Annotated in this window: 17 protein-coding genes and 1 pseudogene; 5 read left to right on the plus strand and 13 right to left on the minus strand. The window is 44.8% G+C overall.

The window, feature by feature from the left end; all coding sequences use genetic code 11:
- Positions 1 to 96 precede the first annotated feature (96 nt).
- The 4 genes and pseudogenes from G4D54_21175 to G4D54_21190 form a co-directional block, all read right to left on the minus strand.
- A pseudogene (locus G4D54_21175) lies at positions 97 to 2287 on the minus strand (DNA-binding response regulator).
- Positions 2288 to 2697: 410 nt separating this feature from the next.
- On the minus strand, positions 2698 to 3237 hold the full coding sequence (locus tag G4D54_21180; GenBank protein ID QJA04765.1) for a hypothetical protein: 540 nt from the start codon (positions 3235 to 3237) through the stop codon (positions 2698 to 2700).
- Positions 3238 to 3259: 22 nt separating this feature from the next.
- Positions 3260 to 4873 (minus strand): PTS transporter subunit EIIC, encoded by a 1614-nt coding sequence (locus G4D54_21185; protein QJA04766.1) that lies wholly within the window; start codon positions 4871 to 4873, stop codon positions 3260 to 3262.
- Between the two features lie 103 nt (positions 4874 to 4976).
- Positions 4977 to 6338, minus strand: a complete 1362-nt coding sequence (locus tag G4D54_21190) for a M20 family metallopeptidase (protein ID QJA04767.1) — start codon at positions 6336 to 6338, stop codon at positions 4977 to 4979.
- Between the two features lie 112 nt (positions 6339 to 6450).
- Here G4D54_21190 and G4D54_21195 point away from each other — a divergent pair, with 112 nt between their 5' ends.
- Complete coding sequence (locus G4D54_21195; protein ID QJA04768.1) at positions 6451 to 7986, plus strand: transcription antiterminator; 1536 nt, start codon at positions 6451 to 6453, stop codon at positions 7984 to 7986.
- Positions 7987 to 8242: 256 nt separating this feature from the next.
- Here the strand turns inward: G4D54_21195 and G4D54_21200 are convergent, their stop codons facing one another.
- A complete protein-coding gene (locus tag G4D54_21200) occupies positions 8243 to 8731 on the minus strand; it encodes a PTS glucose transporter subunit IIA (protein ID QJA04769.1) in 489 nt (162 codons plus the stop codon).
- 228 nt (positions 8732 to 8959) lie between these two features.
- Here G4D54_21200 and G4D54_21205 point away from each other — a divergent pair, with 228 nt between their 5' ends.
- Entirely contained in the window at positions 8960 to 9676 is a 717-nt protein-coding gene (locus G4D54_21205) for a pentose-5-phosphate 3-epimerase (GenBank protein ID QJA04770.1), read from the plus strand.
- The gene (locus G4D54_21210) at positions 9645 to 10331 is read left to right on the plus strand and encodes a YitT family protein (protein ID QJA04771.1); all 687 of its coding nucleotides are present in this window, start codon (positions 9645 to 9647) and stop codon (positions 10329 to 10331) included. Before G4D54_21205 ends, G4D54_21210 begins: the two co-directional genes overlap by 32 nt.
- A gap of 71 nt (positions 10332 to 10402) precedes the next feature.
- Here G4D54_21210 and tnpB read toward each other — a convergent pair whose 3' ends face one another.
- A complete protein-coding gene (gene tnpB / locus G4D54_21215) occupies positions 10403 to 10897 on the minus strand; it encodes an IS200/IS605 family element transposase accessory protein TnpB (protein ID QJA05258.1) in 495 nt (164 codons plus the stop codon).
- Between the two features lie 378 nt (positions 10898 to 11275).
- On the opposite strand from tnpB, the gene G4D54_21220 reads away from it, so the two are divergent.
- Together G4D54_21220 and G4D54_21225 are read left to right on the plus strand one after the other, a co-directional pair.
- The gene (locus tag G4D54_21220; protein QJA04772.1) at positions 11276 to 12130 is read left to right on the plus strand and encodes an RNA polymerase sigma factor; all 855 of its coding nucleotides are present in this window, start codon (positions 11276 to 11278) and stop codon (positions 12128 to 12130) included.
- Position 12131: 1 nt separating this feature from the next.
- Entirely contained in the window at positions 12132 to 12809 is a 678-nt protein-coding gene (locus G4D54_21225) for a DUF2461 domain-containing protein (GenBank protein ID QJA04773.1), read from the plus strand.
- A 235-nt stretch (positions 12810 to 13044) separates the two neighbouring features.
- On the opposite strand, the gene G4D54_21230 is transcribed toward G4D54_21225, so the two are convergent.
- The 7 genes from G4D54_21230 to G4D54_21260 all read right to left on the minus strand — a co-directional run bounded on the left by G4D54_21230 (position 13045) and on the right by G4D54_21260 (position 19918).
- Complete coding sequence (locus G4D54_21230) at positions 13045 to 13746, minus strand: ribulose-phosphate 3-epimerase (GenBank protein QJA04774.1); 702 nt, start codon at positions 13744 to 13746, stop codon at positions 13045 to 13047.
- A gap of 64 nt (positions 13747 to 13810) precedes the next feature.
- Positions 13811 to 14803 carry a LacI family transcriptional regulator gene (locus G4D54_21235; protein QJA04775.1) on the minus strand — a complete coding sequence of 331 codons (993 nt, stop codon included), beginning with the start codon at positions 14801 to 14803 and terminating at the stop codon, positions 13811 to 13813.
- Between the two features lie 581 nt (positions 14804 to 15384).
- Positions 15385 to 16392, minus strand: coding sequence for a hypothetical protein (locus tag G4D54_21240; protein QJA04776.1), 1008 nt, complete (start codon positions 16390 to 16392; stop codon positions 15385 to 15387).
- Positions 16389 to 17057: an ABC transporter ATP-binding protein gene (locus tag G4D54_21245; protein ID QJA04777.1), complete on the minus strand. Its 669-nt coding sequence runs from the start codon at positions 17055 to 17057 to the stop codon at positions 16389 to 16391. The genes G4D54_21240 and G4D54_21245 overlap by 4 nt, the downstream gene beginning before the upstream one ends.
- Positions 17035 to 17667, minus strand: a complete 633-nt coding sequence (locus G4D54_21250; protein QJA04778.1) for a MerR family transcriptional regulator — start codon at positions 17665 to 17667, stop codon at positions 17035 to 17037. The genes G4D54_21245 and G4D54_21250 overlap by 23 nt, the downstream gene beginning before the upstream one ends.
- Before the next feature lie 205 nt (positions 17668 to 17872).
- The gene (locus G4D54_21255; GenBank protein ID QJA04779.1) at positions 17873 to 18385 is read right to left on the minus strand and encodes a ferritin; all 513 of its coding nucleotides are present in this window, start codon (positions 18383 to 18385) and stop codon (positions 17873 to 17875) included.
- Between the two features lie 99 nt (positions 18386 to 18484).
- Positions 18485 to 19918 carry a DEAD/DEAH box helicase gene (locus G4D54_21260; GenBank protein QJA04780.1) on the minus strand — a complete coding sequence of 478 codons (1434 nt, stop codon included), beginning with the start codon at positions 19916 to 19918 and terminating at the stop codon, positions 18485 to 18487.
- Between the last annotated feature and the right edge of the window lie 758 nt (positions 19919 to 20676).

Consider the following 20676-nt stretch of genomic DNA (forward strand, 5'->3'; position numbering starts at 1 on the left):
AAGAGAAACCTTAAAATCAGTTAACAGCTTTTCCTTGTCAATTTACAGACAAGCACGAAATACCGTTACGCCTTCGGTTAAAGCACAGGTTATCAATCACTTCATAAACAGCTCTTTGCGGCTGTGAACCTTTACTTTGCGATATAGCCTTTTCATATACGATGCGACCGTATTCTCCTTTAATCCGCTGGCCTCAGCCATCTCCCTTCGACTATATCCCTTTAACACATAGTTTACCAGCTCCAGCTGTCGCTGCATGAAAGAAATACATCCTTTCCAATTTCCAGTATGACTGTCATAATGCCATCCGGCTGGCAGATTTCGATTATGTGATGAACAGCCTCTACGATCTGTTCCTGATGATTTTCCTCCTCCAGCAATATGCAATAGAACAACAGCGCATATATCGTTCCAAACATCTGCTTTCTTTCATGCGCCTGACTTTCCAGCAGGGATGCCACAACACGCAACTTTGCATAATTACGAATCTTTATCAGATACATGCCGTAAACAATAGAAGAATACAGGGTAGCTCCCTGAAGCAGATTTCCTTTTCTCCCCTCCTGGATCCATTCAGCAACTTTTTCATATTCACCGGATAAAATATATAAATAGGCCTGTGCAAGATCGATTTCCGAAAGAAGCGGCGGCAGGATCACCTTTTCCCGCAGAACAGCCAGCTGTTGATGAACAAATTGCAGTAATGTATGATCACGAAGATGATATGCGGCTCTTCCAATTGTAAACAGCGAGGATACACAGATCCATTTCTGACGGTAATGCTCAGCAATGTAGTATGCTTCCCATGCTGTATGTATGCTTTCCGCAAAGCGGGCGCTTTCCAGCTGCTGTTCAGCGGATGACTGTTCCATTAAACCACCATTTGAGTTATTGGTGATTTCAAAGTAGTAATGCAGGTCCTTATGTAGGATATTGACGATTCTCTGGATATCTCCCGGTTTTCGATGATATAAAAACAGATTGTGCGGACTGCCGAAGGTTGATATGATTTCCGGATTGCTGATTCGTGAGGTCTGATTACGCAGCAGAGTTTTTGACCGCTTAAAATAGCGGCTCATCTCATGTAAATTGTTATAGCGGGAATACGCCAGAATCAGCTCCACCTCCCCCTGCAGCAGCTGTTCATCCCCATGCAGGCTTCCGCTATGCAGCGCATGTAGAAAGCCCTCCAGCAGCTGCTTTCCATAAAATATATCCTGCAGATTATTGAAATTATCCATAATGGCATGCAGCCATGCATATGGATAATCCACGTACAGCTCCATTGGTACCATCTGATAGATATTCCGCATTAACTCAGTATCATAATCTGCAAAGTTTTTGCTTTCGTATAATTCCAGCAGCTGCAGTATTTTTTTATAATCCTTCAAAAGATAAAGCTGACGCAGACAATTGAGGATATCACCGCTGCTTTCGTAATAATCGGCAATTTTGCGATAGAGATGACTCGGATTTTTTTCATACATAAGGAATTTATCATACAGGAACTCACGAAATACAGGAGAGTAGGTAAAGAGGCGTGTAGTTCTGTCCACCTGCACAAACCAGTGGAAATTCATCATCCAGGTCAATATTTTCATGATTCCGGTATCCACGCATAAAGCCTCAATGAGCTGGATATTGAGTGCTCGGGAACAGACAGCACAGCCAGACTCTGCCGCTGTGCCTGATTCAGCTGCCGGTATATATATACGTCAAACAACGGATACAGCTGCAAATCCGGATTCAAAGTGCGTACGGCTCCATATTCCTCCAGCAGTGCATGCACACCGATGGTCCATCCGCAGGTAACTCTTAAAATTTCCCGCACTTCCCGTTCATCAATGCAAATCTGATTCACAGCTGCCAGCTTCTGAATATCGGCAAACTGAAATCGCAGCATTGTCGTAGGGATCAGCAGCGTCCATCTATAAAGCTCTGAATTAAAAAAAGAGGGAATTCCTGACGCAAGAAGTATAATCCTGCAGCTATGTTCCCTCCGTTCGTACACCTTCATGATTTGTCTGTCCAGTATATGATTGCGATATTGATCCAGTATGATGATATCATAGCTGCCGCTATCTATACTTTTCTCAAAAATTTCCCCAAGCTGTTTACGATTTTTCTTATGCATATGAATCCAGCAGCACCTTTCCTTTCGATTATGCAGAAAGGAAGCAACTGCTGTTGTCTTGCCAAAGCCATCCGGTCCGTAAATGCAAATCAGCGGATAGGAAACCATATGCTTCAGCATTGAATTAAATTGTTTTCTGGCAATCTGTCTCATATTCCTTCACCTATACCATTATAGCGTATATTACAAGGAATTCAAAAGCGAATTATTACCATTTTATGTATATTCCAAAAAAATCTACAGCTCCTGAATTACGCAGAAGCCCCCATGTATTGTAACAGTATTTTTTACATCCATTTTCTGCCTGACTATCAGATACAGGATATGCCTGCTTCAAATCCCATACATCAATCAGATGAGGATCACATGCAGCACCTCTTCAAATATTTGTGAAGCAGAATACTTTAACTATAGTTGTTTCATGGCAGCCATCTGCAGTGCTCTGCCATTTCGTTTTTGTATCGTAAGAAATTCATTCACTCGCTTTCTTAAACAAGCGCTGTATAAGCGTTATCACAAATTGAAAAACAGCGGCTCCCACATCACTGGGAACCGCTGTACAGCTAACGAATAGAGAAATAGATACCAAATACGAGAGAGATGAAGAGTATCAGTACAAGTGCTGTTACAATCAGTACAGACAGCTGTCCTTCTTTTCTTATTTCCTTCAGTGCATTCTTTACAGAAAAGGTATTCCACTGGAAATATTTTCTCAGTGATAGCATCATCAGGACTGCCGAGATGAAGTTCATCAGAATGAATTGTCCAATCGTCATCAGCAGCAGATTTACACGTATGCTTTCCACATGCTGAGGAACCGCAAGATCCTTCAGAAAATGCTTCAGTACATACCAGACATACAGATTGGCCGTACAGATCATAAAGCCGGTAATCACGATCGGACTTTTACTGATCAGCTCTTCGTAGGATTTACCGCTCAGGTTTGACAGACCGCCTACATATACCAGAAACAATACGACCATGGCAACACACGCATACTTCGCATACCGGATATAACGGAAACCGCCTGTTTTTGCGAGCTTGTTTTTCTGTCGGATAAGATCTCTTCTTTTCATACTGACTCCTCCTGCAATGGTTGCCATTTTCTCATCTCCTCTATTATGGTTAGTCTAAATGCAGATAATCCTTTACTTTTGTTGTAATATTTACAACACGAACACCATATATTACCTGAACAGAGTTCTTTCCGCGTACAACGCCGATAGCCTCCAGATAATTTTTCCAGCTTGTATCCGGTGCAATCAGGGAATCATCCTTGACTGTAACACGAAGACGGCTGGCACAGCAGGTTACGGTTTCAATATTGTCCGCTCCCCCAAGAGCTTCAATAATACGAATCTCGAGTGCATCCTCAGGTGCGGAAGAGACATTCGCTTCATCCTTACCGCTGTTTTTGATTTCATTGTATTCTTTTTTGCTCATCAGCTTGATTTCACCCTCGTCATCACGACCAGGTGTTTTGAGGTTGAATTTCGTAATTGCGAATTTGAATGCAAAGTAGTATACGATAAAGGTTACAGGAAGCAGCCACAATGCGCTCATGGCATGTACCTTCTGCGGCTGGAACAGGTTTGGAATCATGAAGAACAGCGCAGTTCCATTGATGGAAATATTTGTGATTTCCGCTGCGACATAGCACAGACCGCACAATGGAGCGTATACCAGCCAGTACAGTGCAGGTGCAACAAACAGGAAGGTATACTCAATCGGTTCTGAAATACCAACCATTGCCAGCGTGAAGACAGACGGCACCAGCAGTGATGCTACCTTCTTCTTATTTTCCGGTTTTGCACAGCGATACATAGCAAACGCGGCACCCGGCAGACCAGCCAGCTGGAACAGCAGGCGTCCGTTGGTGAAGTTTCTTGTGATATAGCCGGTTGCACTTGCGCTTGCAGCCTGACCGTTGATAATGTTTTTAACACCCTCATACATCACACCGTCGATCATCATCGTACCGCCGACCTTTGTATATTCGATCGGGAATGCAATCAGATGGTGAATACCGAATGGCAGCAGCATCTTATCCAATGTACCGAACACGAAGGTTCCCAGCAGACCACTTGTACGGATGAAGCCGGTGATACTCTGCAGAGCACCTGCGACATACGGCCATACATAATAGAATGCGATTGCCAGTGGAATAGAAGCAAGAGCGACCATAATAATAACGAATTTTGTTCCTGCGAAGAATCCGAACATTGCCGGCAGCTTTGTATCAACGAATTTGTTGTGCAGTCCTGCAGCAATCAGACCGGTAACAATACCGGAGAAGATTCCCATGTTGTATGAATAAATCCCCAAAGAGCTTGACCATAAAGCATTGAAGTTCAAGGCAGCCTGCTGTGTATAACCGCTTTTTACCAGTGCGTCAACAGTCGTGGTTTCAGCGGTCCATCCTTCCAGCGCAGCCCAGCCTTCAATTCCTCTCATAAAGCAGAAGAATAAGATCAGTCCCGCAAATGCTGCCCATCCTTTCTCCTTCTTGGCAAGAGTGAAGGCAATTGCCACGGCGAACCATAGCTGCAGATTGTTCATAAACATGAATCCCAGATTGGTGATCATGGTGAACAGATTGTACAGGATGTTTCCTTCCGGCAGGATGTAGTTTGTAAATGCACTACCGATACCCACGAAGAAACCAACGAGCACAAGCAGGATGATTGGAACCATCATTGCCCCGGCAAATGTCTGAAGTTTTGCCTGAATGTTTTTCATAGCTTGTTCCTCCTTTGTTTACGCTTTCATTTTAGCATGTCCGCCAATTTGAAAAAGAATGCAATGAGTTACGGTAATTCATTATTATTGTGGTAATTTTTCATCACCCTTTTGTACATGCCAGTTCCACAAGTGCCTCATAGTAGATGTCACTCGCTTTTAACAGCGACTTCACAGGCATACATTCGTTGGGCATATGAGGGCGAGGATCCTCATCAGGAAAGGTCGCACCAAATGCCACCCCGTGATCCAGAACGCGGGCATAGGAGGCTCCCCCCTTGGTAAACACCGCAGCATCTTCCTTCATAACCCTGTGATATGCTGTTTTCAGACTCTGAATCAAAGTGCTGTCCTCTGCAACATAGAGCAGACGCTTATGGCGTAAAACCTCAAGCTCACAGCCATAATGCTGTGCCGTTTTGCGTAAAGTATGAAGAAGGCTTTGCTCATCCGTTGACCGCACATAACGCACATCGACACACAGCTCCAGCTGTCCATCCTGCGTATTCAGCGACATCAAACAAACAGAGCCGCAGCCCATGGCAGCATCCTCATGATACAAACCGCTTTTCTTACCGTAAAAATCATCAAGAAAATTCTCGTATATCATATTCACCATCGGATACAGAGAGCTTGCTTGATCGAGGTGTCCGTGAAAATCCTTAACAAATTTGAAAATAGCATTATCCCCGCGCTGCGGATTGCGGGAAAGTGCACGTACACCACGATAGGTGATTTTTATGCCATCGTGCATAACCTCAATCAGATTGGTACGCTCAACAAAGCTGACATCACTGCCCTTGGGAACAATCACCTGTAAATCATCACAGACGATATGCAGACGCTCCTTGCAGTGCAGGCTGATATCCGAATCTGCATTCAGCAGGAAGCGTACCTGCAAAATCCCCTTTTCTCCATTGACAATGGGAAAGTTGCCATCCGGGGAAAAGCCGCAGATTGGTTGCGGGTTATGCTTGAAATAATGCTCCATGCATTCCCATGTTGTTTCCTCAGCCCCTCCGGCAATGAGGCGGATCGGATGATACAGTGTACGACCTTCCTGCCTGATACGGGCCATTGCATATAAAGCTGCCAGCAGCGGTCCCTTGTCATCATTGACTCCCCGGCCGTACAGCATACCGTCTATCTCCCGCATTTGAAAGGGATCGCCGTGCCAGTGAGAGCGTTCTCCTGCTTCCACCACATCCAGATGAGCCAGCACGCCGATATAATCATCTCCCTCACCAAGTTGGGCATCTACAGCATAGCCGTCAAAATCATGGACGCTAAAGCCCTCCCGCTGAGCAATCTGCAGGAAGACATCCATTGCATTCCGTATCTCTTTGCCAAACGGGGCAGATATACCTGCAGTGCGTTCATCACGGACGGATGGAATTTCCACCAGCTGCTTTAAATCCTGCAGCAGCTCACTCGTTCTTTTTCCTGTATCATAGATAGTTTTCATTATGTTATACCTCCTTATATGGTTATAAATTCCACATGAAATTGCCGCTGTCATTCTTGACAGAACAGCGTTTCACACGTATAGTTGCAAGTGAAAGCGAGGGTGCACGCTTATGAATAAACGAATCATGAAAATTGTGGATGTTCTGTTGAAGCAGGACTCCTATATCACGATTGATAAAATCTCCGAAGAGCTTGCCGTATCCAACAAGACGATTCGCAATGACCTCCAGATCGTGGATCAGTATCTCGAGGAAAACAACCTCAAGCTGATTAAAAAAACCGGCGTCGGTATCCGTATTGACGGTAAAGTCAGGGACAAGCTGCACGTATTGGAAAGTGTACGGGAGAAAAATAAAACGCTTGCCGATTATTCCCCACAGGCACGTAAAATTTTTATCGGGATGCAGCTGAGTGCCTTTGACAGCTGCCGCATCTATGAGCTGAGTGAACAGCTGTTTGTATCCCGTGCCACCATTCACAAAGACATTCTCTCCTTGACAAAGGATCTGGAAACCTTCAAAATCGCATTGCATCGCAAGAACAACAACGGAATCAGTATGGAAGGCAAGGAAAAGAATATACGTAATTTTCTGCTGGAGCTGATGCTGCGTGACAATGGCTATCAAATGTTTATTGATATCATACGGCGGGATGATTACCGCTGTGACGGCTCCTATGTATTTCCCGGGCTGGAGGTTACCGATGACGAGGTCAAGGACTTTACCGGCTGTATTCTCCGCTGGGGCAATCCGTATATCAATTCCCTGACCTTTCCCTCCATGGTGCTTGTCCTGCTGCGAGCATTTGTCACCTATCTGCGCATTCAGGATCGCCATATTGTCCATCTTTCGACTTCCTTCATCGAGGATTTGCGAAAGGAACCGTTCTATAAAGAAGCACGCGAGCTGTGCGACCGGCTGGCCAATCATTACCGGCTGCAGATTCCGGATGTGGAAATACGCTATCTGCAGGTCTATTTTCTCGCTCTGCAAAACAGCCGCGATCTCAGTGAACAGGAACAACAGGAAGCGCGTATGCTGAGTGATGCTCTGCTTACCTCCTGGAGCGAACAGCTGCATCTGCCCTTTGACCGGGATGAAGCACTGCGCCAGTCTGTATATGACCACCTGTGTCCTGCCATTATCCGTTTTCATCACGGCATCCCCAATGAAAACCCGTTGATGCAGGAAATACATACGCTTTATGAACGTACCTTTCAGGTGGCAAGAAACAGCGTTTCCGTTATTGAAGAGCATTTCCACTGTAATGTGAGTGACGATGAGGTCGGCTTTCTCGCCTTACACTTGGCAGCCTCTTTGGAAAATATGAAGCAGCCGCTGAAAACCATACTGGTTGCTCACGGCGGTGTGGGAGCCGGAAATCTGCTGCGTAGAAAGCTCAGTGCTCAGATACCGGAAATCGACATCATCTCCCAGGAAACCTTCTTTTCCATTTACGAGTGCGATATCAGTGATATTGATCTGATCATCAGCACACTGGAGCTCAATCTGCATACAGATGTCACCATACTACAGGTCAATTCCCTGCTGCATGACTACGACATTCTGCGCCTAAAGGATGTGATTCGTGAATATTACAAGGTGAAAAACGATCCTTATAATTTTAAATCGGCAGCACAGGAATAAATCATATTCCCTTGCCCGCAGGAGCTTATGCATAGGAAGCACAGAAACGATATCCACTGCTTTCAGGTGCATTTCCGATGAAACGAAAAAGCCCTGTAAACGCTAAATGGAATACAGCACAAGGGCTGTACAGCTGTTGAATAACACTATCTGTGTAAATGAAAATCGGGAAGCTGTGATTCTATTGATATACAATAAAATCATACTTCCCTTTTTATGTCCCCTGAAGCGATACCGTCTACAAGCCGCCACGCTTTTATGGCAGTGTATAGGTTACTGCGACGCTTTCTCCACCCTTAACTTTGACAGGCTCCTCTCTGCGGAATTCCGCATAGCTGTCTTTATTTGTGAAAATGACGATAACACTCAGATCATATCCCTTTGATAACAGATATTCACGATCCATTTTCAACAGCGGCTCACCTTTTTTCACGTGCTTCCCCTGCTCACACAGACAGGTGAAGCCGTTTCCGTTTTCGTTTACCGTATCGATTCCGACATGAATCAGAATTTCCATACCGTTTTTCAAAGTAAGACCGACTGCATGGTTGCTGGGAAACAGCATGGTTATATCTGCATCGGCACATGCATATACGGTATCACCTGTAGAAGCGATGGCAAAGCCGTCTCCCATCATCTTCTGAGAAAATACAGGATCCTTTACATCTTCAATCGGAATCAGTGTTCCGTCCACAACAGCAAGAAGCTCCTCCCTGCTCTTTTCTTTTTTTCTAAATCCGAACATATGTCATACCTCCTGATGAAATATTTATTACAAGTATATCTTACCTGTTTCCTGCATGTATTACAATCATTTCACTGTTATTTTCGCAGCCTTTTCTATGTGGTAATTTCTTACAGCAATGTTTATAAATTGCCTTATTGATACGGATGGCGTTTCCACATCCTGCGATTGCGGAAGTTCAGCGAAGTAGCGTACAATAAGGGTGCGAAAAGAAGGAGGAACTTACTTATGAAACATATCAAAATTGCAGCTGGCCTTGCACACGTTAATTATGGAAGAATTGCGGATTTGGTTAAGGAAGTCAGTGATGCCGGAGTTGACTATATTCACTCTGACGCAGCTGACATGCACGATCTTCAAAACATGAAGCTGATGGGTGGTCATCAGATTATCGCGGGTATTCGTCCGGAGACAGACAAGCCGATCGAATGTCACATTTATACAGTTAGTATGGACAGAATGTTCATCGAACAGATTGACGAGGCGGGAGCAGATATGCTGATCATTCCTGCGGAGCACTTTATCGGCGCACAGCTGGCTTATATCATCAACTGGTGCCGTGAACGCCACATCAAGGTTGGTCTGACACTGGGCTGCTATACACCGTTATGCTTCGTTGAGGAAAGCATTTATGATATTGACCGTTTGCACATCGTAACACACGGTGTAGATGAAACCGATGGAAAAGACAACTGGGGATGGAGAAAGAGTGCCATTGATCTTGTACAGCGTGCACGCAAGATGATTGACGAGAAAAATCCAAAATGTGAGCTGGCGGTTGACGGTGGTCTTCGTGCCGATAATATGGACAAGCTGATTGAATGCAATCCGGATGTCATCGTTCTGTCCAGTGCTATTTTCAAGGATCCAGATGGAGCAGCAGCTGGTGTGAAGAAATGCAGAGCCGCAATCGATGCAGCAGCAGAAAAATACGGTCTTGAATAATACAAAGAACTCTCCCGCTGAGAGTTCTTTTAAAGAAAGCTCCATCCTGACACTGGTGAAGGATTACGGATGGATCACGTTTGCTGCTGCCATTACCGCTGTTGCGGTTAATTTCTTCTTCACCTCGACCGGACTGGCACCGGGGGGTATTACCGGGCTTTCCCTGGTTTGCTCCACCGTATTCGGTATTCCGGTTTCCACGATGTCTCTTTGTATCTCCATACCGCTGCTGATCTTATCCACCATCGTACTGGGGAAAAGCTTTGGTATCAAAACGTTGTATATTACACTGGCAACACCGCTGTTTATGAAATTGATTCCCTCCATTCATACAACACAGTTCCTTCTGGATATCCATCCGCTTCTGGAATTGGCGGTTGCCGGTCTTCTCGGGGGACTGCTGGTTGGGGCTGCCATCGGTATCGCCTTAAACCACGCCTGTGCAACCGGAGGTACGGATGTCATAGCGCTGTTGATTCAGTATGTTTTTAAATTCCTAAAGGTCAGTGTGATTCTGTTCTTCCTGGATGGCTCTGTTGTGATTGCCTCCGGTGTGATTACACAGAATGCATTGATCTCCGTATTCAGCTTTCTGTCTCTGATGGTCATCATCCAGACGATCAGCTTTGTGACAAAGCATAAGCTGAGTGCGTGAACTACCGCCAGCTATAGAGCAAGCGGCTTCTAATGAATGCTTGCACATTCATCAAAACTTTTTGTTCGTGTTCAGATACACGTAACTGGTACGTTCACAGTACCTCTACTCCATCGCTCTCGCTTTGGCATACATGGATATACTTTTCGTATGATATTGCTTGCTCCGTCGATATCGGCATTCATTAGAATGCCGTTTTTGCTTCTGTACAATCCCCGCTTGATTCTTTTTCCTGTGAAGGTATGCGTTACATCGTTTCCATAGACTGGTATTTGATCCTCGTCAATGGAACTAGCCTTCGATTGTATTGCTTCTTCACAGACCACGACTCTGATCCCTGCCGCTTCTCCTTTGTATTTGATCATTTCGATCAGCGTACGAAACGGTATCTGCACAAATGTCTGATTGTTCTTCTTCCCCATATGGATACGCTTCTTCCAACCCGCATGATTTCCTACGACTATAACTTCGATTCCTTCCTCCACACATAGATCTATTATTTTTCTTGATGCTTTGTGCAGGATATCCCTTACACGTCGATTTCGCTTTTCGCTGATACGTTTCATTCGTTTTGTTTGATGGATCCCTTTGCTATCCTTCTTTTTCGATTCTTAGCAGTGAGCGGTAATGTGCACTCTGTTTGTTATAGAATTGATTGACTGCCTTTATTTCATTTCTTAGCACAGGGCGGTGTCCGCTCGTAAACGCAATCGCTGTCAGATTATCGACACCAATATCTATGCCGGCTACTCTGCTATATTTGTATAAAGCAGTCGATATTCTTTAAACTACGTAATTTTATAACCTGTAATGTATGGCTGATATAAGATGTGACTATGGACTGCTTGACATTCTCCAGAATACTTTTACACTAAGAGTAAGAATTTGTCACAATGTGCACACACTTCCGTCTAATTATAGGAAGAGTAAAGGAGGCTGATATTATGCAGCAGGAGGAATTAAACAAACGAATTGATCAGGCGGTTCAGGGGGATCGCCTTGCACTGGAGGAGGTTCTGACAGAAATACAGGATATGGTATTCAATCTGTCACTGCGTATGCTGGGAACCATAGCGGATGCACAGGATGCCGCTCAGGAAATCCTCATTAAGGTTATGACCAGTATTTCCACCTTTCGCAAAGAAAGCAGATTTCAAACCTGGGTGTATCGTATCGCTGTGAATTATCTGATGGATGTAAAAAGAAGCATGTTCGCAGCGCATCCCCTGGATTTTGATTTTTATGCAAATGATCTGCGGGCAAGCTATGTGCCGGATGAAGAAGAAGCCCTGACGGGATGTACGAGGGAGGAGGCCGCAAGAGAGCTGAAGCTCTCCTGTACCAATGTCATGCTGCAGTGCCTGAAGCCGCAGGATCGCTGCATTTACATTCTCGGGACTATGTTTCACATTGACAGCAAAAGTGCCGCAGAAATTCTGGATATGACTCCGGAAGCATACCGGCAGCGCTTATCTCGGGCAAGAAAGCGCATGGCTTCTTTTTTAAGCACCTATTGCGGAGCAGTATCCAATGGATTCTGTCAGTGTGATAAGCGGATTCCCTACGCAGTTATGACACACCGTCTTGAGCCGCAGAATCTGGAATACAGCAGACTGAAAACACTGGATAAGCGGATTCTGAATGAATTCTGTGATCATATGGAGGAGCTGGAGGAGATTATGGACAGCTTCGATCAGCTGCCTGCCTTTCGCTGTACAATGGACGCCAAACAGCTGTTAAGGGAGCTGGTGGATTCTGAGGTCATGAAAAAGGTACAGAATGCAAAGGAGGTGGCCTGATATGTCTATTATGATGGAATACTTGCGCCAGCTACAGAAAAACAACCAGCGGGACTGGTTTCAAAGTCACAAGGATCTGCGGAAGGAAGCAGAAGCTGAGTTCGAGGAGCTTTTACAGGATCTGATGGAACGCATAGTACGCTTTGACCCCTCTATTAGCGGCTTTGCGCCAAAAGAGCTGACCTTCAAGCAGGTGCGCGACACCCGTTTCAGTAAGGATAAAACTCCGTATCTGCCTGCATTTCGCGCACATATTTCCGCAAAGGGGAAGCTTCCCATACCGGTTGGATATTATGTTCATCTAATGCCGGATAATCAAAGCTTTCTGGGAGGAGGATTGTTCGCGGATATGTTCAAGGACGCAACAGCCATGATGCGTGATGCGATTGCCGCAAAGCCGGAAGAGTTTTCCGCCATTATCGAAGCTCCTTCGTTTAAGGATCACTTCACAATTACAGGGACAAAGCTAAAGCGTGTTCCCAAGGGGTATGATCCTGACCACAGCATGGCCTCCTATCTCTGCCACAAAAGCTGGTGTCTTGAATATCCGCTCATGGATAATGAGGTGGAAGACCGCGAGAAGTTTCTCACACTAGCCTGCACCCTGTTTCAGGCAATGAAGCCGTTTCATGATTTTATGAATACGGCATTGCAGGATTTTCAGTTCCCACAGCGATAGAGATACGTATGGATATCAGAAAGAAACATGCTTATAGATGGCTATGGAAAGGTGCTGCTGTCATGATGCTGTATATATGACATTGCGCTCATTCATTTTTCACAGCATACATATCTGTGCAAGACAAAGCTGTAAATGACTTTATAAATGATACTACAGAATAAGCAGAAGCTCCCATTTTACATGGATGCCTCTGCTTATTTTGCCTGCATGCAGACTTTATGACAGTCTGCCTCTATGGCTGTTTTCGCAAATGCTGAGTTTTATCTATTTCCCCATGAAACTGCGCAAGCATTTTTTCCCATGCCGCATGCAAATTATCGTCCAGCTGAAACAGACCGGAATTTCCCACGATGAATACTTCCACCCCTGCCTGACGCAGCTCCTGAAAGGTTGCTGCATTGCAAGAGCCATCCACTTCGATTAGATACCGATAGCCATGCTGCAGCTTAAGCGCCTTCGCTTCTTTTATCTTATCCAGCATTTCGCGAATAAAAGCCTGTCCGGCAAAGCCCGGATCAACACTCATAATGGTGATTTTGTCAAGTAAATGAAGATAATGCCGGATATAGGACAGGGGAGTTGCCGGGTTCAAAACAATACCGGTCCTGCATCCAAGCTCATGAATCTTATGAAGAATACGAAAGGCATCCGTGTTGATGGTTTCTGCATGCGGCGAAAGAAAGGTGGCTCCTGCCTGGGCAAGCATGGTGATATAGTCATCCGGATGCGTAACCATTAAATGACAGTCCAGCGGTACCCTGCTGACGCGGGCTACTGCTTTGACAAAATCCGGAGATAATGTAATATTCTTTACGAAATGACCATCCATAATGTCAATATGATAAAAATCCGCACGCATATTCAGAATTTGAATCTGTTCTCTGATTTTCAATAAATCCATACACATGAGAGACGGACTGAACATAGGCTTCATACGTATATCCTCCTTCAAGTAAACGTTTACGTATCCTCTTTTTTTAAAGCTCACCTACGTGAGCTCAGGTTGATTCCCTTACACAAAGAGAAACCGGTATGATAAATTCCTGCTTATCCAGCTCATGATGAATCCGCTTCAACAGCGCGTCTCCTGCCGCCTCCGCCATCAGCTCTGTATTTTGTGTAATCGTAGTCAGTGCCGGGTGACAGAACTGTGAAATGGAGACATTGTCAAAGCCGACGATTTTCACCTGATCGGGAACCTGAATATGCTGTGCATGCAATGCGTGCAGACAGGCCAGTGCCATATTGTCATTGGTCGCAAACACGCCGTCAAAGAAGCAGCCTTTCTGCATAAGCAGGTTAGTGACTGTTTTGAATACACTGGCATAATCGCTTTTCGTCATGATTTCCCAGGATTCCTGAAACGCTATCCCCGCTTCTTCCAGCGCTTCCAGGTAGCCGCTTCTTCTCTGCCGAATCGTTGACGCTTTCTTCTGATCTCTTAAAAACAGAATGCTGCGGCACTGCTTTTCTATCAATTCTCTGGCAGCAAGATATCCTCCCTGCCGATTATCGGAATGTACAAAGATGTGCACATCCTCCGGCTTTCGGTCAATATAGACGATCGGTATGGAAAATGCGGATTCCTGTATCGGATTTGCATTCCTTCCTGAGATATAAATGATACCCTCTACCTGCTGCTCCTTCAGATTGCGGATATGCAGCTGTTCGATTTCAATATCCTCATGGGAATCACATATCAAAACAGAATACTGATGTTTGAGAAAGAACAGTTCCAGGTAACGGATGATTCTCGCAAAAAATTCATTGGTGATATCCGGCACGATAACACCGATATTCCTGCTTTTCTGCGTCCGCAAGCCCTGTGCATTTTTATTAAGCTGAAAACCGCATTCCGCAATGACTCTGCGCACACGGGTCTCCGTTTCCTTGGAATAACCGCCCTTTTCATGCAGCACACGGGAAACTGTAGCGGTGGACACCTGCGCCAGACGTGCGATATCAATAATATTATATTTATGCTGTTCCACATCGACACCTCCTTTACGTAAACGTTTAACTAACACATGTATATCATAGCTAAAATAATAGTGGATGTCAATACAGAAGCAGCAGGAGAATGACGAAAGTACACCGCCATTATGCTATGCGGACATATCATAAGGAAAACCGTTATATAAGAGATCATATAAACAAGGGAAGAAATGAGAGCGTGCAATATTGAGGCGTGTTTATTTCACAGCAGTATAGCCGTCGGGATAACAAAATAGACCTGACAGACAGGATTCATCATTTTCAGCAATATGATTAACCATAGAATATCCCTGTCTGGTTTTATTTCTTGGGCTGTTTTACATGCAGTGTTTTCTATACGAAAAACAGTGCCATCAATTCTTTTTAAATGGACAGTCCGTATCATCATGAGAGCAAAAAGGAATCAGTGCATCACCAAGGATGAAACTAATCCTTTTGTCTTTGATGAAAAACAAGGTAAATAAGAACCGGAAATTGACAATAATACGGTCATGGATTTTGACGGTTAAATCTATTGCACAAAGCAGGAGCTGATTACAGTTAACACATTATACCTACTCCCGCTATTGTGTGTAGTTCAGCTCCTCTTTCTCTGCATATGCCCGGTATCCTTTATGCAGACAGCATGCATTGTTCTGCTTTCCAAGCAAAGACAGTATATTACATGAAGCAGACATATCACAGCTGCCATCAGTATCAGTAAATTCAGGCTTATCATGAACCATGTCAGGAAAAAGAGAAGCAATGCAAAAGAGAAGACATGTAGCTTTATGCTTACCTCAATAACAGCGCACCTCTTCCAGTAGGAACTGCTGTGTGTGTCACATTTGCGAAAGATAAATTGCAAAAGCCGATCTGCACCCTTCCGGTATTGCATCAGCATCAGCTGTCCCGGAGTGAATTTCAGATTGGGGAACAGCTTGCTCAAAACCATTTCCTGATGCAGCTTACGCCGCATGCATACCGGAAGGAGAATCCATAATCCGATGATGACACTCAGACAGAACAGCAATATCAACGGCCACAGAATGGCAAACGCCGCACTCCACGCTTTACCATTCAACATACAGAAGATGATAAAAACAGGAACAAGTCGCTTCGTAACATTGATAATCGTGATGGTCCCCATGGCTGCCAGATAGCCCTGTGAGGTTTTATAGCAGCCGTAAAGAAAGCCTGTCAGATACAGCAGCTGTATACAGAGCAGAAAGGTGAGAAAAGGCGATGTGATTGTTTTCTGTATCACTGCATAAACACCAATACCGATAGCAGCGGCAAGGAGCTGGAACAGCAATAGTATACACAATTTGCAGAGATAGCTTTTACGGCAGGTAAGGGGAAAAGCCAGGAGCACCTGCCAGGAAAGCGGTGGTTCTTCTTCCCATGCAATCTGATAAACAATGCTGAGAAACAGAAAGGATACCAAGCATGCTGCAGCCTGTATCTGCTGATCCTGATATATACTGCCCTCTGTCACCGTTAAGCTGCTTACCCCACTGATGTAGATATAGGCAAGCAAAGCGGCAGGAATCAGATACTTCCATTTTCGGTTGCGAAGCATACGAAGCAGCTCATAGCGAATCATACAGCATCCTCCTCCGGCTGGAAATATTGCATGATTTTCCTATGGTCTTTCGTATCCAGAACCAGATGGTGACCATCCAGTGCCAGCAGCCGATTTACAACAGGCAAAATGCCGGATGAGGTATGACTGGTAATCAGGAATACCGTGTTCTCACACTTTTTTGAAATCAGCTCACACAGACCTTCACTGCTTTTCGCATCTATGGCAACAAACGGCTCATCCATGATAATCATATCCGCATTGCTGAGCAGAATACAGGCAATACCCGCCTTCTGTTCCTGTCCGGAGCTGCACTGGTCCATGCGCTGGTTTAGATAATCAATCGACAGTGCCTGCAGAACCTCCTGTACAGCTGCGTCCTGCACATCCAGATTTTTGCCATGAAAGCAGCGGTAAAAATATCGCAGATTTTCCAATACGGTTAAATGGCGATACAGAGGATGTTCATATGGCAGATATCCCATTGTCATTCCACCACGTGAAAGGTTCCCGTAATCCGGCGGCAGAAATCCGCAGACCACATTTAACAGCGTACTCTTTCCTGCTCCGTTTTTCCCGGTCAGCAGTATACACCCGTCTCCCTGCTGTATCGTGAGGTTCAAATCCTCTAAAATCCATTCCGTATCATAGGCATAGCCTACCTTATTCAGTGTGATCTGTTTCATTGCACACTCTCCTTTTTGTATACAGGGTACGTACCCTCCGTATCCCCATATAAAGCAAATAGTCCAGTGGACTTTCCAGACAGGAGGAAGCTTTCCCAATAACATAAAACACATGAACTAGCAGCATGGCACCAATCACGGCATATAACATATTTCCATTATCAAGCAGAAGCGTCGCAAGCATGACCTCCACAACAATAAATGAAGAAACATTACGCTTATCGGGCTGCGGTTCCTGAACCTCTTCCCATGCTTCCTCCATTTCCCGATCCGCAGACTGAAGCAGCTCTGTATGTTCTTTCTCCAGTAAGGCTGCAATTCTTTGCATATAAAGATTTTGCAGCTCACACTGCGCAAGCTTTTTCTCCAGCTGTTCCTTCTGCATATCCAGCAGCTGCATATTTTTCTCCTGCAGCAGTTGTTCGATATCCGCAAGCGAAACATCCATTCTTCGCAATATTTTTATCCGCATTAGAATACGGACATGCTCCTGTGTGTAGCAGCGATAGCCGTTCTCATCCCGTATAACCTGCAGCAATCCCTTTTTCTCATACAGATTGATTGCTTTTTTACTTAATCCGGTTGTATCCGCAATCTCCTGAATTCTCATATTCTATCACCTCATGTTTGAGGCTATTGTACAGCAGTCCCCAGGGGAACGGTCAATAGCTTATGCTAAATTTATACAAATTTAATAAAGTCTACCTGAATAATTACAGAAAACAGGCATATTACCAGTAGACAGAGCGGCATGATGCAAGAATACAAAAATGTCTGTAAAAGAATCATCTCTTACAGACAACTGTGTGTTTCTCTTATAATACCAGAGAAGGCGCGCTGTATGCACGGCCAGCCATTTCATTATCCAGCATGTACAGACTCTTAGGATCTGTGCCGAATAATTCGAATTTCTTCACCATATCCTCTGCATTCTTTTCTTCCTCACCCTGTTCCTTTACAAACCAGTCCAGAAACTGCATCGTGCGATAGTCCTTCACCTCATGTGCAGCATCATAAATTGTATGAATCAGGCTGGTTACATAGCGCTCATGCTCCAACGCAAATTCCAGCGGATCCCTTAAGGCACCGCATACTTTATCCGGCTTATCCACCTGTTTCAGTGTGATGTGTTCCCCGTTATTCTGCAAATACTGCAGAAGCAGCATTGCATGATCGCGTTCCTCCTGCGTCTGAATCATGTACCAGTTGGCAAAGCCATCCAGCCCCTGCTCCTGATAATAGAGAGAGAAATCAAGATACAGATATGCGGAGTACAGCTCCTTGTTAATCTGATCATTCAGCAATTCGGATACTTTTTTATCAAGCATAATCATACCTCCTGTGTATTATAGTATAAGTATACTCTGTATGGTTTGAATCCGGAAGTACCTTTTTACATTTTTTTACAATTTGTGACAGCTGTATGACTACTCCTTTGCGCGCTCCACCTTCAGCTTTTTGCCCTTGATGGTTTTCTGACGCAGCGCACGCAGCACCTGCAAGCCCTTACCATGCAGTATATCCACATAGGACTGATAATCCTGTACCTGGATGACGCCGATATCATCCCCGCAGACCCCTTCTATTTCGCAAATGGCACCAACGATATCCCCGGGGCGGATTTTCTTTGTCTTCCCTCCGCCAAGATACAGCTTCATCATATCCTTGCGCAGTTCCTTCCCTTTTTCCTCTTTTTGAGATTTCGGAGTTCCCAGCTTTCTCAATGTCTCAGCGTCCGCAATAACAGCTTCAAGCTCACTGCTGTCATGAAACTCCAGTGCATTCCCCAGATATTCTTCCAGCTCCTGAAGGCGGAAATCATCATATTGTGAAACAAAGGATATCGCGGTACCGCTTCGATCCAGTCTTGCAGAACGGCCGATACGGTGTATGTAGGTCTCTTTTTTATTTGGCATATCGTAATTGATAATATGCGTAACATCCTGTATATCAATGCCTCTTGCGGCAACATCCGTAGCGGTTAAAATACGAAGCTTCCCTAAACGAAAGTCCTTCATATTTTCCAGCCGGTCCTCCTGCAGCATACCGCCGTGCAGCTGATCGACACTGATGCCCTTATCATACAGCATACGGCATATTTCGCGAACATGCTCCTGTGTCTTTGCGAAGATGATACAGGATTCGGGAAGCTCCCTGCATAACAGCTTCAGCAGTGCCTGCGGCTTTTCGTGTTCCTTCAAACGGTATGCATAATGATGCATCTGCTCACTGACGGAGGTCTGCGACTCGATTTCCACAACTTCCGCCTGCTTCAGAAAGTCATGTGCAAGCTCCTGTATTTCCTGTGGCAGTGTTGCGGAGAACATGCAGACAGACGCGTTTTTTGGAAGACGAAAGAATATCTTCTGGACAGTTTCAATAAACCCCATATTCAGCATTTCATCCGCTTCATCGATAATGATATAGCGGATTTTATCTGTTCGAAGGGTTCCCTGCTCCAGATGGTCAAGCACTCTTCCCGGTGTTCCTGCGACAACATGGGTCCGCTGCTTTACATCCTGTGCCTGAAAACGGAAGGGCTGTTTCCCGAATACGGCAGCCGTCTTAATGCGCTTATAGGCACCGATGTTATCAAATTCTCCCTTGATCTGCAGGGCAAGCTCTCTGGTCGGACTCAGTACCAAAGCCTGAGGTGAGCGTTCCTCCCAGATCAGGTCCTGTATGATAGGTATCGCAAAGGATGCGGTCTTTCCGCTTCCGGTTCTGGATTTCACCAGAATATCCTTCTTTTCCAGCATGAGCGGTATGACAGCCTCCTGTACCGGCAGCGGACTTTGATAGCCCAGTGTATGCAGAGCCTCACAGATGGAGGCATCCAGCTTATAATCTTCAAATTTCATGTTTATCACCTATATGTTTCAGCTTTCCTACCTATTATACGGGATAACGTATGGAAACGCAAAGACAGTCTGCAGGAAATATTACAAAACTGTAATCTTGCTGTAAGCAGAAACACACGACAAACCAGTGTGCATACGATATAATGCAGATAGAAAAAAGGAGGAGATGGAGATGAAAAAGCTGTTGAGCTGGATTGGCACTGCACTCTGTTTGGCATTCTTTGGATATCATGCCTGAACATCAGATTTGACATCTTTCCTTTTTCATTGCAATAGGCGCCAAGAGGCGCTTTTTTTGCTTACCTGTTTTCAGCCTTAATCAAATGAAACAACAACCACGGCAGCTATGTAAAAGGAGAATGGCTGCGGATACTCATGTTGCTTTTCTGATTCTGAATGAAATGCACAGGATTTTATATAGGATGTAAGGAACAGTATGATTACTGGTATTTGCTTAACAATAAAATCAGAATATGATGTTGTCTGTATGCGACGTTATACAGAACGAAATAAACGATTAGCCTGTCATTCAGCTAACAGGATTGTAAGCAAAGTGTAAGTAAATTCACACGACGAAGTAAAGTGCTTCCGGTATACTATAGGTGTAAGACAGGAGGGACGCTACCATGAAAAAATTCATAGAAATTGCAGAAGCAATCGCATGTATCCTGTTTCTGGGATACCGTGAGGAAAACTTTATCCGATAACTTCCCACAGCAGTATCGCGCTGTGTAATATAAATCAGGCACCCTGCTGTT

This window comes from [Clostridium] innocuum (genome assembly GCA_012317185.1).
Lineage (GTDB): Bacteria > Bacillota_I > Bacilli_A > Erysipelotrichales > Erysipelotrichaceae > Clostridium_AQ > Clostridium_AQ innocuum.

Bases quoted from the DNA above. Each gene is read 5' to 3' on its own strand.
- G4D54_21180 (QJA04765.1), bottom strand. From the start codon at position 3,237: ATGGCAACCATTGCAGGAGGAGTCAGTATGAAAAGAAGAGATCTTATC.
- G4D54_21220 (QJA04772.1), top strand. From the start codon at position 11,276: ATGCAGCAGGAGGAATTAAACAAACGAATTGATCAGGCGGTTCAGGGG.
- G4D54_21260 (QJA04780.1), bottom strand. From the start codon at position 19,918: ATGAAATTTGAAGATTATAAGCTGGATGCCTCCATCTGTGAGGCTCTG.
- G4D54_21200 (QJA04769.1), bottom strand. From the start codon at position 8,731: ATGTTCGGATTTAGAAAAAAAGAAAAGAGCAGGGAGGAGCTTCTTGCT.
- G4D54_21250 (QJA04778.1), bottom strand. From the start codon at position 17,667: ATGAGAATTCAGGAGATTGCGGATACAACCGGATTAAGTAAAAAAGCA.
- G4D54_21210 (QJA04771.1), top strand. From the start codon at position 9,645: ATGCAGCAGCAGAAAAATACGGTCTTGAATAATACAAAGAACTCTCCC.
- tnpB (QJA05258.1), bottom strand. From the start codon at position 10,897: ATGAAACGTATCAGCGAAAAGCGAAATCGACGTGTAAGGGATATCCTG.
- G4D54_21195 (QJA04768.1), top strand. From the start codon at position 6,451: ATGAATAAACGAATCATGAAAATTGTGGATGTTCTGTTGAAGCAGGAC.
- G4D54_21225 (QJA04773.1), top strand. From the start codon at position 12,132: ATGTCTATTATGATGGAATACTTGCGCCAGCTACAGAAAAACAACCAG.
- G4D54_21245 (QJA04777.1), bottom strand. From the start codon at position 17,057: ATGAAACAGATCACACTGAATAAGGTAGGCTATGCCTATGATACGGAA.
- G4D54_21190 (QJA04767.1), bottom strand. From the start codon at position 6,338: ATGAAAACTATCTATGATACAGGAAAAAGAACGAGTGAGCTGCTGCAG.
- G4D54_21255 (QJA04779.1), bottom strand. From the start codon at position 18,385: ATGCTTGATAAAAAAGTATCCGAATTGCTGAATGATCAGATTAACAAG.
- G4D54_21240 (QJA04776.1), bottom strand. From the start codon at position 16,392: ATGATTCGCTATGAGCTGCTTCGTATGCTTCGCAACCGAAAATGGAAG.
- G4D54_21185 (QJA04766.1), bottom strand. From the start codon at position 4,873: ATGAAAAACATTCAGGCAAAACTTCAGACATTTGCCGGGGCAATGATG.
- G4D54_21205 (QJA04770.1), top strand. From the start codon at position 8,960: ATGAAACATATCAAAATTGCAGCTGGCCTTGCACACGTTAATTATGGA.
- G4D54_21230 (QJA04774.1), bottom strand. From the start codon at position 13,746: ATGAAGCCTATGTTCAGTCCGTCTCTCATGTGTATGGATTTATTGAAA.